This window comes from Paracoccus sp. (in: a-proteobacteria) (genome assembly GCF_030538755.1).
GTDB lineage: Bacteria > Pseudomonadota > Alphaproteobacteria > Rhodobacterales > Rhodobacteraceae > Paracoccus.
Genome location: NZ_JAUNTJ010000011.1, coordinates 55250 through 71184, shown reverse-complemented (window position 1 = coordinate 71184; position 15935 = coordinate 55250). Strand labels below are relative to the sequence as shown.

The 15935-nt window shown below is 66.3% G+C and carries 14 protein-coding genes and 1 pseudogene; 5 read left to right on the top strand and 10 right to left on the bottom strand.

The annotated features are described in order from the left end of the window. The first annotated feature begins 21 nt into the window (after positions 1 to 21). Positions 22 to 1407: a M17 family metallopeptidase gene (locus Q4G14_RS08705; protein WP_303361374.1), complete on the top strand. Its 1386-nt coding sequence runs from the start codon at positions 22 to 24 to the stop codon at positions 1405 to 1407. Next, on the top strand, positions 1404 to 2237 hold the full coding sequence (locus tag Q4G14_RS08700; protein ID WP_303361344.1) for an NlpC/P60 family protein: 834 nt from the start codon (positions 1404 to 1406) through the stop codon (positions 2235 to 2237). Before Q4G14_RS08705 ends, Q4G14_RS08700 begins: the two co-directional genes overlap by 4 nt. A 35-nt stretch (positions 2238 to 2272) precedes the next feature. Here the strand turns inward: Q4G14_RS08700 and Q4G14_RS08695 are convergent, their stop codons facing one another. From Q4G14_RS08695 to coxB, 9 genes and pseudogenes are all read right to left on the bottom strand, one after another. Then, a complete protein-coding gene (locus Q4G14_RS08695; protein ID WP_303361343.1) occupies positions 2273 to 2854 on the bottom strand; it encodes a GNAT family N-acetyltransferase in 582 nt (193 codons plus the stop codon). Next, a complete protein-coding gene (locus Q4G14_RS08690; RefSeq protein ID WP_303361342.1) occupies positions 2854 to 4125 on the bottom strand; it encodes a pitrilysin family protein in 1272 nt (423 codons plus the stop codon). The genes Q4G14_RS08695 and Q4G14_RS08690 overlap by 1 nt, the downstream gene beginning before the upstream one ends. Next, the gene (gene thrC, locus Q4G14_RS08685; protein WP_303361341.1) at positions 4122 to 5504 is read right to left on the bottom strand and encodes a threonine synthase; all 1383 of its coding nucleotides are present in this window, start codon (positions 5502 to 5504) and stop codon (positions 4122 to 4124) included. The genes Q4G14_RS08690 and thrC overlap by 4 nt, the downstream gene beginning before the upstream one ends. A gap of 11 nt (positions 5505 to 5515) precedes the next feature. Next, on the bottom strand, positions 5516 to 6187 hold the full coding sequence (locus Q4G14_RS08680; RefSeq protein ID WP_303361340.1) for an SURF1 family protein: 672 nt from the start codon (positions 6185 to 6187) through the stop codon (positions 5516 to 5518). A 65-nt stretch (positions 6188 to 6252) separates the two neighbouring features. Continuing rightward, positions 6253 to 7083 carry a cytochrome c oxidase subunit 3 gene (locus Q4G14_RS08675; RefSeq protein WP_303361339.1) on the bottom strand — a complete coding sequence of 277 codons (831 nt, stop codon included), beginning with the start codon at positions 7081 to 7083 and terminating at the stop codon, positions 6253 to 6255. Between the two features lie 35 nt (positions 7084 to 7118). Then, positions 7119 to 7706, bottom strand: a complete 588-nt coding sequence (locus tag Q4G14_RS08670; protein ID WP_303361338.1) for a cytochrome c oxidase assembly protein — start codon at positions 7704 to 7706, stop codon at positions 7119 to 7121. Continuing rightward, positions 7703 to 7936 carry a hypothetical protein gene (locus Q4G14_RS08665; RefSeq protein ID WP_303361337.1) on the bottom strand — a complete coding sequence of 78 codons (234 nt, stop codon included), beginning with the start codon at positions 7934 to 7936 and terminating at the stop codon, positions 7703 to 7705. The genes Q4G14_RS08670 and Q4G14_RS08665 overlap by 4 nt, the downstream gene beginning before the upstream one ends. Position 7937: 1 nt before the next feature. After that, positions 7938 to 8855: a heme o synthase gene (gene cyoE, locus Q4G14_RS08660; RefSeq protein ID WP_303361336.1), complete on the bottom strand. Its 918-nt coding sequence runs from the start codon at positions 8853 to 8855 to the stop codon at positions 7938 to 7940. Positions 8856 to 9373: 518 nt separating this feature from the next. Next, a pseudogene (gene coxB / locus Q4G14_RS08655) lies at positions 9374 to 10129 on the bottom strand (cytochrome c oxidase subunit II); the annotation flags it as partial. A gap of 230 nt (positions 10130 to 10359) precedes the next feature. Between coxB and tldD the strand changes: the two are divergent. The 3 genes from tldD (at position 10360) to Q4G14_RS08640 (ending at position 14127) form a co-directional block, all read left to right on the top strand. After that, the gene (gene tldD / locus Q4G14_RS08650; protein ID WP_303361335.1) at positions 10360 to 11781 is read left to right on the top strand and encodes a metalloprotease TldD; all 1422 of its coding nucleotides are present in this window, start codon (positions 10360 to 10362) and stop codon (positions 11779 to 11781) included. 104 nt (positions 11782 to 11885) lie between these two features. Then, positions 11886 to 13100, top strand: coding sequence for a DNA-processing protein DprA (gene dprA / locus Q4G14_RS08645; protein WP_303361334.1), 1215 nt, complete (start codon positions 11886 to 11888; stop codon positions 13098 to 13100). A gap of 337 nt (positions 13101 to 13437) precedes the next feature. Next, positions 13438 to 14127, top strand: a complete 690-nt coding sequence (locus tag Q4G14_RS08640) for an aspartate/glutamate racemase family protein (RefSeq protein WP_303361333.1) — start codon at positions 13438 to 13440, stop codon at positions 14125 to 14127. Positions 14128 to 14130: 3 nt separating this feature from the next. Here the strand turns inward: Q4G14_RS08640 and aspS are convergent, their stop codons facing one another. Further along, positions 14131 to 15903: an aspartate--tRNA ligase gene (gene aspS, locus Q4G14_RS08635; protein WP_303361373.1), complete on the bottom strand. Its 1773-nt coding sequence runs from the start codon at positions 15901 to 15903 to the stop codon at positions 14131 to 14133. Positions 15904 to 15935: the final 32 nt, after the last annotated feature.

Here is a 15935-nt window from a genome sequence, read left to right as displayed (position 1 = left end):
ACACCAGACCCGAGGAATATGATGACCGCCAGCCCTGCCTTTGCCCCGCCCTCGCCCGATGCCCGCCCGCTGTGGCTGGTGGCCAAAGGCGCGCCGCTGCCCAAGGATGCGGGCGACTGGCCTGCGGCGGCAGGGTTCGCGGCCAAGGCGGGCGAAATCTGCCTGCTGCCGGATGGCAACGGCGGGCTGCGCGGGGCGCTGTTCGGCCTTGGCGATCCGGCGCGGGCCGGGCGCGGTCGCTTTGCGCTGGCCCGTGCGGCCGATGCGCTGCCGGCGGGCGATTGGTATCTGGCCGGCGATCTGCCGGGCGGGGTTGACCCCGATCAGGCGGCGCTTGGCTGGCTGCTGGCGGGCTATCGCTTTGACCGCTATGCCAACTCGCCCGCGCCGCGCGCGCGTCTGGTCGCGCCCGGCGGCGTGGATGCCGCGCAGGTGCAGGCCATCGCCGCGGGCGAGTATCTGACCCGCGACCTGATAAACACCCCCGCCGCCGATATGGGACCAGCCGATCTGGCCGATGCCGCCGCCGATCTGGCCCGCCGCATCGGTGCCGCGATCAGCGTGACCACCGGCGATGCGCTGCTGGAGGCCGGGTTTCCGATGATCCACGCCGTTGGCCGTGCCGCCGCGCCCGGCCGCGCGCCACGCCTGATCGACCTGCGGCTGGGGGGCAGCGGCCCGGCTGTGACTCTGGTCGGCAAAGGGGTCTGCTTTGACACCGGCGGGCTGAACCTCAAGCCCGGAGCCTCGATGGGGCTGATGAAAAAGGATATGGGCGGCGCGGCTACGGTGCTGGGGCTGGCGCAGATGCTGGCCGATACCGGCGCGGCGCGGCAGATGAACCTGCGGGTGCTGATCCCGGCGGTGGAAAATGCCGTGTCGGGCGATGCGATCCGCCCCGGCGACATCCTGCGCAGCCGCAAGGGGCTGACGGTCGAGATCAACAACACCGATGCCGAAGGGCGGCTGGTGCTGGCCGACGCGCTGGCCTTTGGTGCCGAGGAACGCCCTGACCTGATGATCTCGATGGCGACGCTGACCGGGGCGGCGCGGGTCGCGCTTGGGCCGGACATTCCGCCGTTCTACTGCGATGACGATGCGCTGGCGGCGGCGCTGGCGCGCGCCTCGGCGGCGGTGGCCGACCCGATCTGGCGAATGCCGTTCTGGGAACCATACGAGGCCATGATCGAACCCGGCATCGCCGATCTGGACAACGCGCCATCGGGCGGCATGGCCGGGTCGATCACCGCCGCGCTGTTCCTGCGCCGCTTTGCCCAAGGGGCGGGCCGATACGCGCATTTCGACATTTATGGCTGGCAACCCACCGCCGCGCCGGGCCGCCCCAAGGGCGGCGTCGGCCAAGGCGCGCGCGCCATCCTTGCCGCCTTGCCGCAGGTGCTGGCATGACCCCGACCCCGGATCGCCGCCTGACCCCCGCCACCGACCGCACCGTGCTGGAGGGGTGGCAGGACCGCGCCCCCCGCCGCCCCAGCATCACCGCAGGGCGCCCGGCCCGGCTGGCCGTGCCGCTGGCCGATCTGTGCCGCGCACCGGCGGGTGCCCGCGACCGGCAGGTGAATTTCGGGGCCGACCTGACCGTGATCGAGGATCGCGACGGCTGGTGCTTTGTCCGCACGGCGCTGGATGGCTATTGCGGCTGGCTGCGCAGCGGCGGGCTGGGCGATCCGGCGGCACCGATCACCCACCGGGTGCGCGCACCCGCGACCCATGTCTACCCCGAACCCGACATGAAAACGCATCAGCTGCACGCCCTGTCCATCGGCGCGCGCCTGTCGGTGACGGAAACGCAGGGCCAGTTTGCCCGGCTGGCGACCGGGGGCTGGGTGCCGGTGCAGCACATCGCCGACCACCCCGCCGCCGATCCGGTCGCCATTGCGGAACGGATGATCGGCACCCCCTATCTGTGGGGCGGCAACAGCGATTGGGGGATCGACTGTTCCGGTCTGGTGCAGGCGGCGCTGACGGCAGCCGACATCCCCTGCCCCGGCGACAGCGATCTGCAACGTGCCGCCTTTGCGCCGACCGACACGATCCGGCGCGGCGATCTGTTGTTCTGGCCCGGCCATGTCGCCATCGCCGAAAGCGACACCAGCATGATCCACGCCACCGCCTGGCAAATGTCGGTCATCCGCGAGGATATCGCCCATGCCAAAGCCCGGATCGAGGCGGCGGGCGACGGCCCCTTTCTGGGCGCGCACCGCCCCGTGCCGGCCTGAAACCGCGCGCCAGTCGCCTGCCCATTGGGCGGCAGCTATCGCACGTCCGTCCGCCCGCGCCGATCACCGCGCAGGTTGGCATACAGCACATGGTTGCGCCAACGCCCGTTGATCTGAAGATAGCTTTGGGCCACGCCCTCGTATTTAAAGCCCGACCGCTCCAGCACCCCGCGCGAGGCGGCGTTTTCGGGCAGGCAGGCGGCCTCGATCCGCGACAGGTCCATCTGCGTAAAAGCGTGGTGGACCAGCGCGCCGATGGCCTCGCGCATATAGCCTTGCCGCGCGAAAGGCGCGCCGACCCAATAGCCGATGGTGCCCGATTGCGCCGGACCGCGGCGGATATTGTCCAGCGTGATCGCCCCCAGCAACACCCCGTCGCGGCGGATCAGGAACAGCGGCAACGCACTGCCGCTGCGGGCGGCGCGGGCGGCCCAATAGACGCGGTTGGTAAAGCTGCGGCGGCTGAGGTGGTCGGGCGACCAGACGGGTTCCCACGGGGTCAGGAAATCGCGGCTGGAATCGCGCAGGCTGCTCCACCCGGCGAAATCCGCGTGGGCGGGCAGGCGCAGGATCATGCGTTCGGTTTCCAGCCGAACCGACGTGCGCCGCCAGATCATCACGCCGCCAGACGTTCCGCCAACGCGGCAACCGCAGGCGCGCGCGCAACCGGGCCATACAGCGCCAGTGCCGGACGCGCCGTCGCCAGCAGCCGTTCGCCATGCGCGCGCACATCCTGCACCGTCACGGCGGAAATGCGCTGCGCCACCTCGGCCGGGTCGGGGACGCGACCCCAGATCGCCAGCGAGCGGGCCATCCGTTCCGCCTGCGACGAGGCGCTTTCCAGCCCCATCAGCAGCCCGGCGCGCAGTTGCGCCTTGGCGCGTTCGACCTCGGCCAGCGACAGGTCATCGGCGGCGCGGCGGATTTCATCGACGGTCAGATGCGCCAGATCGGCGATCTGATCGCCGCCGGTTCCGGCATAGATGGTCATCATCCCGGTATCGTCGTGAAAGCCCGATTGCGCAAAGATGGTATAGCACAGCCCGCGTTCCTCGCGGATTTTCTGGAACAGGCGCGAGGACATGCCGCCGCCCAATGCGCTGGAAAAGATTTGCGCAGGATAGAAATCGGGGGCCAGATAGGACGGCCCTTCCAGCGCCAGTGCGAAATGCGCCTGTTCCAGCTTTTTCTGCCGCCGCAATTCGCCGCCCTGCCAACGCGCCGCTTCGCGCGTGCCGCTGTCGATGGCGGGCAGATGGCCAAAGGCGGCCTCGGCCAGACGGGTGATGCGGTCGTGATCCACCGCCCCCGCCGCCGCAACGATCATCTGCCCCGGCCCGTAATGTTCGGCCACAAAGCCCGACAGATCGGCGCGCCCGAACCGGGTCACGCAATGCGCCGGGCCAAGGATCGTGCGCCCCATCGCCTGCCCCGGATAGGCGGCCTCTTGCAGCCAGTCAAAGATCACATCATCGGGTGTGTCCAGCGCCTGCCCGATTTCTTGCAGGATGACGCCGCGCTCGACCTCGATCTCGCGGTCGTCGAACAGCGGATTCAGCACGATGTCGGAAATCACATCGAAGGCCAGATCGACATCGCTGTCCAGCACGCGGGCGTAATAGGCCGTCACATCGCGCGAGGTATAGGCGTTGATATAGCCGCCCACATCCTCGATCGCCTCGGCAATCTGGATGGCGCTGCGGCGCGGCGTGCCCTTGAAGGCCATGTGTTCCAGAAAATGCGCGATGCCGTTCTGTTCGGCGCGCTCATCCCGGCCACCGGCGTTCACCCAGACACCGACGGTGGCCGAATGCAGCCCCGGCATGTTGCGGGTGACGACGCGAAGGCCGTTGGGAAGGGTGGAAATCTGCACGAATGGGTCGGTCAAGCTGTCCTCCGATCAAGGATCAGCGATTTAAGCGCGGCATTGTCGTTTTCAACCCGAGTCACACGTTCGGGCAGATCGAACAGCCCGGACATATGCGGCGGCAGAGCCGGGCGGATGCCGATGGCATCCTGCACCGCATCGGGGAATTTCGCGGCATGGGCCGTGGCCAGCGTCACCATCGGCACGCCCGGTTCCAGATGCTGGCGCGCGACATGGACGCCGACAGCGGTATGCGGGCAGATCACCTGCCCGGTTTCGGCGCGGATCGTGGCGATCATGGCCCGCGTCTCATCCTCGGACACGCGGCCCGAGGCGTATTGATCGCGCAGGCTTTCCAGCGCGCCCTGACTGATGGCAAAGCCGCCGGTTTTCAGTTCGTCCATCAGCTGCCGGATCGCGCCCGCATCGCCACCATAGGCCAGATACAGCGCCCGTTCAAAATTGGAACTGACCTGAATATCCATCGAGGGGCTGATCGAGGGTTCGACCGTGCCGGTGCGATATTCGCCCGTGGTCAGCGCACGGTGCAGGATGTCGTTCTGATTGGTGGCGACGACAAGGCGGCGGATCGGCACGCCCATCTGCCGGGCGATGGACCCGGCAAAGATGTCGCCAAAGTTGCCGGTCGGCACGGTGAAATCGACCTGACGCCCCGGCGCGCCAAGGCTGACAGCGGCGGTGACATAGTAAACGATCTGCGCCAGCACCCGGCCCCAGTTGATGCTGTTCACCCCAGCCAGACCCACGCTGTCGCGGAAATCATGGTCGTTGAACAGATCCTTCAGCCGCGCCTGACAGTCATCGAAATGCCCGTCCAGCGCCAGGGCGTGAACATTGGCATCCGCAGGCGTGGTCATCTGGCGGCGCTGCACTTCGCTGACGCGGCCGTGGGGGAACAGGATGAACACATCGACATTGGGCAGGCCCCGGAACGCCTCGATCGCGGCGCTGCCGGTGTCGCCGCTGGTCGCGCCGACGATGGTGATGCGCTGCCCCGACCGCGCCAGAGCGATCTGGAACAACTGCCCGATCAACTGCATGGCAAAGTCCTTGAAGGCCAGCGTCGGGCCGTGGAACAGCTCCAGCAGGAAATGGCCGGGGGCAAGCTGGCTCAGCGGCGCGCGGGCGATATGGCCGAACCCGGCATAGGCGCGGCTGATGGCCCCGCGCAGTTCATCGTCGCTAAAGCTGTCGCCGGTAAAGGGTTTCAGCACCCGAAAGGCGGCGTCTTCGTAGGGCATCCCCTCGAACGCGGCCAGATCGTCCAGCACCGGCACGGCCTCGGGCAGATACAGGCCGCCGTCGCGCGCCAGCCCGGTCAGCATCGCCTGTTCGAAATCCAGCACCGGGGCCTGCCCCCGCGTCGAAACATACCGCATCCGTGTTTCCTTCAATAAGTGCGCTGCCTGATACGCCAGATCAGCGCCCCTGTCATCCCTGCCCATGTCGCCGCGATCAGGAACCACTGCACGGCATAGGACAGGTGGTTGTTCGGTATCCCCTCAATCGCGACGGGCACCGGGCGCACGCCCTGACTGTCGCCCTGAACGGCGGCGGCGACCACCAGAACCGGCTCGGTTTCCAGCAGGGCGGCCATGGCGGGCACATCGCGGGCGAACCAGATATTTTCGGCCAGATTCGGGTCGGGCGTGGCGCTGCCCTTTTCATCGGGCCAGTGCAGGTTGCCCCGGATGGTCAGATGCACCGGCGGGCGATCCGCGTGGCGCGCCCCTTGCGGGACAAAGCCGCGATCCACCAAGATCCGCCGTCCGTCATCGGTGACAAGGGCAGACACCACCTGATAGCCGCCGCCCAATTCCCGGTCGCCCGACAGCACGTCGATTTCCTGCCCGGTGGTGGTGCCGCTGACCGTGACCGGCAGGTATTTCATCGAAAGATCGGGATTGGCGGGCAAGGCCACCGGCGCGGCGTCGATGCTGGCCTGAATATCGTCCAGCATCGCCTGCTTCCACGTCATGCGCTGCAACTGCCAGACGCCAAGCGCGATCAGGATGGCGCAGCCGATGATGCCGGCAAGAACAGGAAAGAGATAACGGCGCATGGACGGGTTCCGAACGAAAAGGCGCGGGATTTGCCCCGCGCCCGTTTCAGCACTATCGCAAGGTCTTAGCGGCCCCAGACATAGACCGAAAAGAACAGGAACAGCCAGACCACATCGACAAAGTGCCAATACCACGCGGCGGCCTCGAACCCGATGTGCTGTTTCTGGCTCATCTGGCCTTTCATCATGCGGATCAGGCAGACCAGCAGAAAGATCGTGCCGACGATGACGTGAAAGCCGTGAAAGCCGGTGGCCAGATAAAAGCCGCTGGCATAGGCGGTATCCGCCAGCCCGAACGAGGCATGGCTGTATTCATAAGCCTGCAAGATGCTGAAGAACACGCCCAGGATAACGGCGACGGCCAGCCCGCGGATGGCGGTCTTGCGGTCGTTTTCGTGCAGCAGCGCATGATGCGCCCAGGTCACGGCCACGCCCGACAGCAGCAGAATGACGGTGTTGATGAACGGCAGGTGCCACGGGTCGAACGGCACGATCCCCTCGGGCGGCCAGACGCCATCCTGAATCGGCGACATCGGTCCCATCGGATACAGCACGTTTTTGAACCAGTTCCAGAACCATGCGACAAAGAACATCGCTTCGGAAATGATGAACAGGATAAAGCCGTATTGCAGGCCGATCTGCACCACCGGGGTATGATCGCCGGTTTCGCCCTCATGCACCATATCGGCCCACCAGCCGAACATGACATACAGCACCGCGACCAGACCGATCAGGAACAGCCACGGCCCGTTGACCGGAATGCCCAGCAGTCGCACATCTTCGGCCGACATCCAGCCGACCGCACCGTAAAGCATCAGAAATGCCGCGATCGCGCCAAGAAACGGCCAGACCGACGGTGGCAGGATATGGTAATCGTGGTTCTTCGCATGTGCCATGTGTGCCCCGTCCCTTGTGGTTGTGTCTGGCATTATCAGTTGGTGTTGACCGCAGCATCCCCGGCCAGCGCGGCCTGCGTGGCGCGCGGCGGATCGGTGCGGTGGAAAGTATATGACAGCGTGATGTCCCGGACCCAGCCCGCGTCGCGATCCCCCACGATGTCGGGGTTGACGTAAAAGGTCACGGGCATTTCCATCCGCTCGCCCGGTTGCAGGGTCTGTTCGGTAAAGCAGAAACATTCCACCTTGTCGAAGAAATACCCCGCCACCTCGGGCGCGACGTTAAAGCTGGCGGTGCCGGTGATCGGTTCATCCGAATTGTTGGTCGCCTCGTAAAAGACCAGCGCGGTTTCGCCGATGTTCAGGTCGATGCGGGTCTGCATCGGGCGAAAGGTCCAGTCCAGATTGCGGTCGGTGTTGGCATCGAACCGCACCCGAACGACCTGATCCACCACGGTTTCCGACGCCGAATCCGCCCGCTGCGTCGTGCCGCCATAGCCGGTGACGCGGCAGAACCAGTCGTAGAACGGCACTGCGGCCCATGCCATCGCGCCCATGAACACGACCACGCCCAGCAAGGACCAGACGGTTTTCATATGGTTCGGTTGCGGTCTGTCGGTCATTGTCCTGCCTGCGGTTGGGGGTGAACCTCGTGCGGTTCGGGCGGCGGCAGATAGGTGCTGTCCTGCACCCGGTGGTCATAGCCTTTCAGCATGTTCCCCTCGCCCACCTTGACCTTGACGACGGTCAGGCCAAAGACAAGCGCGACGAACAGCACCAGCACCACGCCCAGCCCGGCATTGCGCGACCAGCGGCGGCGATGCAGTTCGTGATCGGCCCGGAATGCGTTCATCTTACCAGCCTCCGACGACCGATTGCGCCAGCAGCGCGGCGAAATGCAAGAAGGTGTAATACAGCGACAGGCGGAAATAGGATTTCTCGACCCTGTAGCCATCCGCCGTGGCCTGTTCCTCGGTCCGGCGCAGGATACGCCAGCCGCCGGCGATGAACAGCGCGTTCAGCGCCACCGACACCGCCAGATAGATCGGCCCGCCGATGCCGGTAAAGCCCAGCCACAGCGCAAAGGGCGCCAGCACCAGCGTATAGGCAAAGATGTGGCGGCGGGTGACGGCGCGGCCATGGGTGACGGTCAGCATCGGCACCCCGGCCTTGTGATAGTCTTCCTTCATGAACAGCGCCAAGGCCCAGAAATGCGGCGGCGTCCAGAAAAAGATCAGCGCGAACATCAGCAGCGATTCGAGGCTGATCCCACCCGTGGCGCAGGCCCAGCCGATCATCGGCGGAAACGCCCCGGCAGCACCGCCGATGACGATATTCTGCGGCGTGCTGCGCTTCAGCCAGATCGTATAGATCACGGCGTAGAAAAAGATCGTAAAGGCCAGAAAGCCGGCGGCGAACCAGTTGGCGGCCAGCCCCAGCATCAGCACCGCGATGCCCGACAGCGCCAGCCCGACGGCCAGTGCTTCGGGGCCGGTGATCCGGCCTGCGGGAATCGGGCGTCCCTGCGTGCGGCGCATCACCGCGTCGATGTCGGCATCATACCACATGTTCAGCGCGCCCGAGGCCCCGCCGCCAAGGGCGATGAACAGCACGCTGCAAAAGGCGACGAAGGGGTGAACCGTGACCGGCGCCACCCACAGCCCGACAAAGGCCGTGAACACCACCAGCGACATGACGCGCGGTTTAAGCAGCGCGACGTAATCGCCGAACTGAGCCTCGGGCGTGGTATCATATGCGCGAACGTCGGTCATCGGTCCGTTTCAGATCAGTTCGAGACCGCAGGCGCAGCGGCGGGTTCGACGCTCACAGCGGATTCCTGCGCCGGTTCTTCGGCGGCATCCTGCGATTCCGCAGCAGGGGTGGCAGGTTCCGCTGCGGATTCTTCGGCAGAGGCAGCGGGTTCGGCGGGGGCGGCTTCTGCCGCAGGCTCATCCGCGGCGGGGGCAGCTTCTGGCTGGCCCTCATCTGCGGGTTGGGCCGGAGCCTCGGCGGCGGATTCGTCAGCGGCGGCTGCGGGTTCCTCGGCATCTGCGGCAGGCTCGGCCACCGCCGGTTCTTCCGCCGGTTCTTCGACAGCAGCCTCGGCTTCGGCCTGCTCGGCCGAGTTCAGATCAGCGGCGGCGGCATCCGTGTCGGCGGCAGCCTCTGCCTCGGTGCCGGCATCAGCGGCGGCGGTTTCTTCGCTGTCGGCGGCTGCTTCGTCGGCCTCGGCCTCGGCGCTGGCCGGGGCGAAATCAGCCTCGGCCCCGGGCATGGTGCCGCCCTGTTCGGCGACCCAGGCGGCATAAACATCGGGCTGAACGGCCTTGACCACGATGGGCATATAGGCGTGGTTGATGCCGCACAGCTCGCTGCACTGGCCGAAATAGACGCCCTCTTTGTCCACGTTGAACCATGCCTGCGCGATCCGGCCCGGCACGCCGTCCTGCTTGATCGCAAAGGCCGGGATGGTCCAGCTGTGGATCACGTCATTCGCCGTCACCTGCAACAGCACGTTCTGCCCGACCGGCACCACCATGGCATTGTCGGTGGCCAGCAGATATTCATCTTCGGCATAGCCGTAATCAGCCAGTTCGTCCTTGGACAGCATGATCGCATCAAAGGCAATGCCGTTGTCAGGGTATTCATAGGACCAGAACCACTGGTTGCCGATGGTCTTGATAACCACATCCGGGTTTTCCGGCATTTCCTGCGAATAGAACAGCTTGGGCAGCGAAAACACGCCGATTGCGATCAGGATCAGCACCGGGACCAGCGTCCAGCCGATTTCCAGCGGCGTGTTATGGGTGAACTTGGCCGGGGTCGGGTTGCTGCGGCTGTTGTAACGCACAATGACGAACAGCAGCAGCAGGCAGACGAAAATCGTGATCGCCGCGATGATAATCAGGACGAAATAGTCCAGCCACTGCTGCTGATGAGCCAGTTCCGTCACCGGTTCCTGAAAGCCCATGCCGCGTGCCTGCGGCTTGCCGATAGAGGGCAGATCGCCCAGCACATCCTGCGCGCGCACCATTCCCGCCGTCATTGCTGCGGTCAGCCCGCCTGTCGCCGCCAAAGCCTTGCGAATCATCGCTGTTGCCATTGTCTCATCCCGTTCGCTGGGCGCTGCCTTGCCGGTCAAGCGCCGGGCCGGTTGCGGCGATTTGCCACCCCTGTCCCTTTCATCCTTTGGGATTTATGACCATATATCGACCTGTCCGGCAAGTCATACCTGTGCCCGATGCCCAAGATCATCCTTTCCGAAAGGCCCCCCGCATGAGCCGTGCTGCATTTGACCCCTTTGCCCAGCATCTCGACCGCGATGCGGCGCTGGCTGTTTTGCGCGATACGGTCGCGGGGGCCGACGATGGCGAATTGTTCATGGAACGCAGCCTGTCGGAAACGCTGGTGCTGGACGATGGCCGCTTGCGCAGCGCCGGTTACGCCGCGGGCGAGGGATTCGGTCTGCGCGCGGTGCGCGGCGGCACCACCGGCTATGCCCATTCGACCGAAATCAGCCTGCCCGCCCTGCGCCGCGCCAGCGAAACCGCGCGGCTGGCGGTTGGCGCGGGCGGTGGCATCGCCGCCGAGGCGGCACCGATGCGCCCGGTGACGATGTATCCCGCCATCGACCCTGCCGAAGGTGTCAGCTTTGCCCAACGGGTCGCCGTGCTGCGCGACATCGACGCCTATGCCCGCGCCGCCGATCCGCGCGTGGTGCAGGTGACGGCGGCGATCTCGACCTCTCTGCAAGAGGTGGCGATCCTGCGCCCCGAAGGCGGGCTGGCCACCGACATCCGCCCGATGGCGCGGCTGTCGATCACCGTCATCGCCGAAAACAACGACCGCCGCGAATCAGGCAGCACCGGCGGCGGCGGGCGGATGCCGCTGGCCGATCTGCTGGAACCGGCCCACTGGCGCGCCCAGGTGGACGAGGCGCTGCGCATCGCGCTGGTGAACCTGCGCGCCGTGCCCGCGCCTGCGGGGGTGATGGACGTCGTGCTTGGCCCCGGCTGGCCCGGCATCCTGCTGCACGAGGCCGTGGGCCACGGGCTGGAGGGTGATTTCAACCGCAAACAGGCATCAGCCTTTGCCGGGCTGATGGGCCAGCGTGTCGCTGCCCCCGGCGTGACCGTGGTGGATGACGGCACGATTCCGGGGCGGCGCGGCTCGATCGCCATCGACGACGAAGGCACGCCCCCCGCCCGTAACGTGCTGATCGAAGACGGGATTCTGGTCGGCTATCTGCAAGACCGCATGAACGCCCGGCTGATGGGCGTGGCCCCCACCGGCAACGGCCGCCGCGAAAGCTTCGCCCATGCGCCGATGCCGCGCATGACCAACACCTATATGCCCGGCGGCAATGCCGACCCTGCCGCGATTCTGGCCGATCTGCGCGACGGCATCTATGCGGTTGGATTCGGCGGCGGGCAGGTGGACATCACCAACGGCAAGTTCGTCTTTTCCTGCACCGAGGCCTATCGCGTCAAAAACGGCGTGGTCGGCGATCCGATTCGCGGGGCGACGCTGATCGGCGACGGGGCCAGTGCGCTGAAACAGGTGCGCGCCATCGGCAATGACATGGCGCTGGACCCCGGCATCGGCAATTGCGGCAAGCAGGGGCAATGGGTGCCGGTTGGCGTCGGCCAGCCCACGCTGATGATTGGCGGGCTGACGGTGGGCGGATCGGCGGCGTGAATTTTTCCGCTGCGGGCGAAAAGAATCGATTCCGCTAACACTTTGTTAACCAATTGCCGGTTATGCCTGCGCTCAGGATGAGACGAGGGCAGCAAGGTATCGGGATGTTTTCTTTCGACACCCCCAACACCCCACCCACCACGAAGGAAGACGATCTCTGCGTCCTCCGTCTCATCCGCTCTCGCCGCGTGGGGCCGGCGACGTTTTATCGGCTGATCGCGGAACATGGCTCGGTGCGCGCCGCGCTGGAGGCGCTGCCCGAGATTGCCCGTGCCGCCGGGATGGACAGTTATACCCCCTGCCCCGAAGGCGTGGCGGCGGCGGAACTGAACGCCGGGCGCCGGGCCGGGGCGCGGCTGATCCGCTGGGACAGCGCCGATTACCCCGCCGCGCTGCGCGACATCGACGGCGCGCCGCCCGTGCTGTGGCTGCGCGGCGATGTGAAATGGCTGACGGCTGATCCCGTTGCGGTGATCGGGGCGCGCAATGCCTCGTCTCTGGGGCTGCGCATGGCGCGCAGCATGGCGCTGGGGCTGGGCGAGGCCGGGCATTGCGTCGTGGCCGGTCTGGCGCGCGGCATCGACACCGCCGCCCATAACGCCGCGCTGGACAGCGGCACCGTGGCGGTGATGGCGGGCGGGATCGACGTGATTTATCCTTCCGAAAACAACGTGCTGGCCGCGCAGATCGCCGAACGCGGCGCACTGCTGTCGGAACAGCCGCCGGGCACCGAACCCGTGGCGCGGCATTACCCGATGCGCAACCGCATCGTCTCGGGCCTGTCGCGCGCCGTCGTGGTGATCGAGGCCGCGCACCGTTCCGGCAGCCTGATTACCGCCAAGGCGGCGCTGGATCAGGGGCGCGAGGTGATGGCGGTTCCCGGCCATCCGATGGACGCACGCGCGGCGGGCTGCAACACGCTGATCCGCGATGGCGCGACCTTGGTGCGCAGCGCCGCCGATGTGGCCGAGGCGCTGGCGAATGCCCCGCAGCACGCGGCGGAACAGGTGGCGCAACCTGTGCCCGAACCCGCGCCGCGCCGCCCGCGCATGGTCGTGGTGCCCTCTGGCCCCGCGCCCGATCCGGCGGCATCGCGCAACCGCGCCGCTGCTACGCTGGCCCGTGCCCGCGAAGGGCTGCCCAGCCCCGCCGATCTGGAACGCCGCATCCTGTCGTCGCTGTCCCCCAGCCCGACCGAGGAAGACACCCTGATCCGCGACCTTGGCCTGCCCGCAGCCACGCTGACCCCGGCGATCCTGTCGCTGGAACTGCAAGGCCGCCTGACGCGGCTGGCAGGCGGGCGGCTGGCACTGGTGTGACGGCGGGGCGGTTGCGGGGCTGATCTGCCCGGTCAGCCGCACGGCCCCGGATCGCAACAGAGGACCGCAAGCGCGACGGGTCAGGGCATATCTGACAACCATTCAGCCCCCCGACCACAACAGCCAATCTGGCCACACCGACAGAGGCGGCGGCGGGGGCGATGCACTGGAAACACGCTGGCAGCAGCCCCCTGGGGCCAGGCACATAGGATCAGGCCGCAAGCCGCCAGAACCTCTGCCCGTGCCGAACAGCCGCGGCAAGGCACACTCTGCTGGCCTGCGCGCGAAACCGGCGCTAGCCTGCGCGGATGCGGACAGTCGCGCAGACGGGGGACAGATGAAAACCATCGGCATTCTGGGCGGCATGTCCGCCGCCTCGACGCAGATCTATTACCGCAGGCTGTGCAACCTGACGCGCGACCGGCTGGGCGGGCTGCATTCGCCCGATCTGCTGATCCGCTCGGTCGATTTCGCGCCGATTGCCGATTTGCAGGCGGCGGGGGATTGGGATGGCGCGGCGGCGATCCTGAACCGACACGCCAAGGCACTGGCGGCAGGCGGGGCCGATCTGCTGATTCTGGCGACCAATACCATGCACAAGATTGCGGATCAGATAATGACGGGCGTGCCGATCCCCTTGCTGCATATCGCCGATGCCACCGCCGCGCAGATAACCGCAGCCGGGCTGCGCGCGCCGGGGCTGATGGCAACCGCCTTTACCATGGAGCAAGATTTTTACACCAACCGGCTGATCGCCGCCGGGCTGCGCCCGATCATCCCAACCCCCGACGACCGCGCCACGATCCACCGGATCATTTACGACGAATTGTGCCGCGACATCACCACCCCCGCCAGTCGCGCCGCGTTCGAAACCATCGCCGCCCGACTGATTGCGCAGGGGGCCGACAGCCTGATCCTTGGCTGCACCGAGGTCGGAATGCTGCTGCATCAGGGCAATGTCGCGGTGCCGGTCTTTGACACCGCGCTGATCCATTGTCAGGCCGCGCTGGAATCGGCGCGGACCTAGCCCTTATTCCTTGGGCAGCACCCGCAGACGCAGCTCGCGCATCTGTTCGTTGGTCGGCTCGGACGGGGCGCCCATCATCAGGTCTTCGGCGCGCTGGTTCATCGGGAACATGATGACCTCGCGGATGTTCTGTTCATCCGCCAGCAGCATCACGATCCGGTCGATCCCCGCCGCACAACCGCCATGGGGCGGCGCGCCATAGCGGAACGCCTTGACCATGCCGCCAAAGCGTTTTTCCACCTCGTCCTGACCATAGCCGGCCAGTTCGAACGCCTTGAACATGATTTCCGGCTTGTGGTTGCGGATTGCGCCCGAAACCAGTTCGTAGCCGTTGCAGGCCAGATCGTATTGATAGCCCTTGACCGCCAGCGGATCGCCCGACAGCGCGTCAAGGCCACCCTGCGGCATGGAAAACGGGTTGTGGGAAAAGTCGATCTTCCCTTCGTCGCTTTTCTCATACATCGGGAAATCGACGATCCATGCGAATTTGAACTGGTTTTCGTCGGTCAGTTCCAACTCGCGCCCGATTTCGTTGCGGGCACGACCGGCGACGGCCTCGAACTGTTCGGGCTTGCCGCCAAGGAAGAACACCGCGTCGCCTTCGCCCAGCCCAAGCTGAGTGCGGATCGCCTCGGTCGGGGCATCGCCCAAGGCCTTGGCGATGGGACCGGCGGCTTCCATGCCGTTGTCGCCCTTGCGCCAGAAGATATACCCCATCCCCGGCAGGCCCTGCGCTTGGGCAAAAGCGTTCATCCGGTCGGCGAATTTGCGCGAGCCGCCGGTGGGGGCGGGGATGGCGCGGACCTCGGTGCCGTCCTGTTCCAGCAGTTTGGCAAAGATGCCAAAGCCGGAACCGCGGAAATGGTCGGACACGTCCACCATTTCGATCGGGTTGCGCAGGTCGGGCTTGTCGCTGCCGTATTTCAGCATCGCGGTCGCATAGGGGATGCGCGGCCAGTCGGCATCGACGCGACGACCGCCGCCGAATTCCTGAAACAGGCCCTGAATGACGGGCTGCACGGCGGCAAAGACATCCTCTTGATCGACAAAGGACATTTCCAGATCAAGCTGATAGAAATCGGTAGGGCTGCGGTCGGCGCGCGGGTCTTCGTCGCGGAAACAGGGCGCGATCTGGAAATAGCGGTCGAAACCGGCAACCATAATCAACTGCTTGAACTGCTGCGGGGCCTGCGGCAGCGCATAGAACTTGCCCGGATGCAGGCGCGAGGGCACCAGAAAGTCGCGCGCCCCTTCGGGGCTGGAGGCGGTGATGATCGGGGTCTGAAACTCGGTAAAGCCGCCCTCCCACATCCGGTCGCGCAGCCATTTCACCACGCGCGACCGCAGCATGATGTTGTTGTGCAGGCTTTCGCGGCGCAGGTCCAGAAAGCGATAGGCCAGCCGCGTTTCCTCGGGGTAGTCCTGATCGCCGAAGACCGGCAGGGGCAGTTCCTCGGCCGGGCCGAGGACTTCGACCTCGGTGGCGTAAACCTCGATCTCGCCGGTGGGCAGTTTCGGGTTCACCAGCGACGCATCGCGCAGCTTGACCCGGCCATCAATGCGCACCACGGTTTCGGCGCGCAGCCGCTCCATCGCGGCGAATGCCGGGCTGTCGCTGTCGGCCAGCACCTGCGTCATGCCGTAATGATCGCGCAGATCGACGAACAGCACGCCCCCGTGATCGCGGACGCGGTGAACCCAGCCCGACAGACGGACGGTTTCCCCGGCTTGGGCGGCGGTCAGATCGGCGCAGGTATGGCTGCGATAGGCGTGCATGGTCAGTTCCCGGTTGTTCAGCCCCCGCATAA

Coding starts and splice junctions, on each gene's coding strand:
- cyoE (WP_303361336.1), bottom strand. CDS start 8,855: ATGACCGACGTTCGCGCATATGATACCACGCCCGAGGCTCAGTTCGGC.
- dprA (WP_303361334.1), top strand. CDS start 11,886: ATGTTTTCTTTCGACACCCCCAACACCCCACCCACCACGAAGGAAGAC.
- Q4G14_RS08665 (WP_303361337.1), bottom strand. CDS start 7,936: ATGAACGCATTCCGGGCCGATCACGAACTGCATCGCCGCCGCTGGTCG.
- Q4G14_RS08695 (WP_303361343.1), bottom strand. CDS start 2,854: ATGATCTGGCGGCGCACGTCGGTTCGGCTGGAAACCGAACGCATGATC.
- tldD (WP_303361335.1), top strand. CDS start 10,360: ATGAGCCGTGCTGCATTTGACCCCTTTGCCCAGCATCTCGACCGCGAT.
- Q4G14_RS08640 (WP_303361333.1), top strand. CDS start 13,438: ATGAAAACCATCGGCATTCTGGGCGGCATGTCCGCCGCCTCGACGCAG.
- thrC (WP_303361341.1), bottom strand. CDS start 5,504: ATGCGGTATGTTTCGACGCGGGGGCAGGCCCCGGTGCTGGATTTCGAA.
- Q4G14_RS08680 (WP_303361340.1), bottom strand. CDS start 6,187: ATGCGCCGTTATCTCTTTCCTGTTCTTGCCGGCATCATCGGCTGCGCC.
- aspS (WP_303361373.1), bottom strand. CDS start 15,903: ATGCACGCCTATCGCAGCCATACCTGCGCCGATCTGACCGCCGCCCAA.
- Q4G14_RS08670 (WP_303361338.1), bottom strand. CDS start 7,706: ATGACCGACAGACCGCAACCGAACCATATGAAAACCGTCTGGTCCTTG.
- Q4G14_RS08700 (WP_303361344.1), top strand. CDS start 1,404: ATGACCCCGACCCCGGATCGCCGCCTGACCCCCGCCACCGACCGCACC.
- Q4G14_RS08705 (WP_303361374.1), top strand. CDS start 22: ATGACCGCCAGCCCTGCCTTTGCCCCGCCCTCGCCCGATGCCCGCCCG.
- Q4G14_RS08675 (WP_303361339.1), bottom strand. CDS start 7,083: ATGGCACATGCGAAGAACCACGATTACCATATCCTGCCACCGTCGGTC.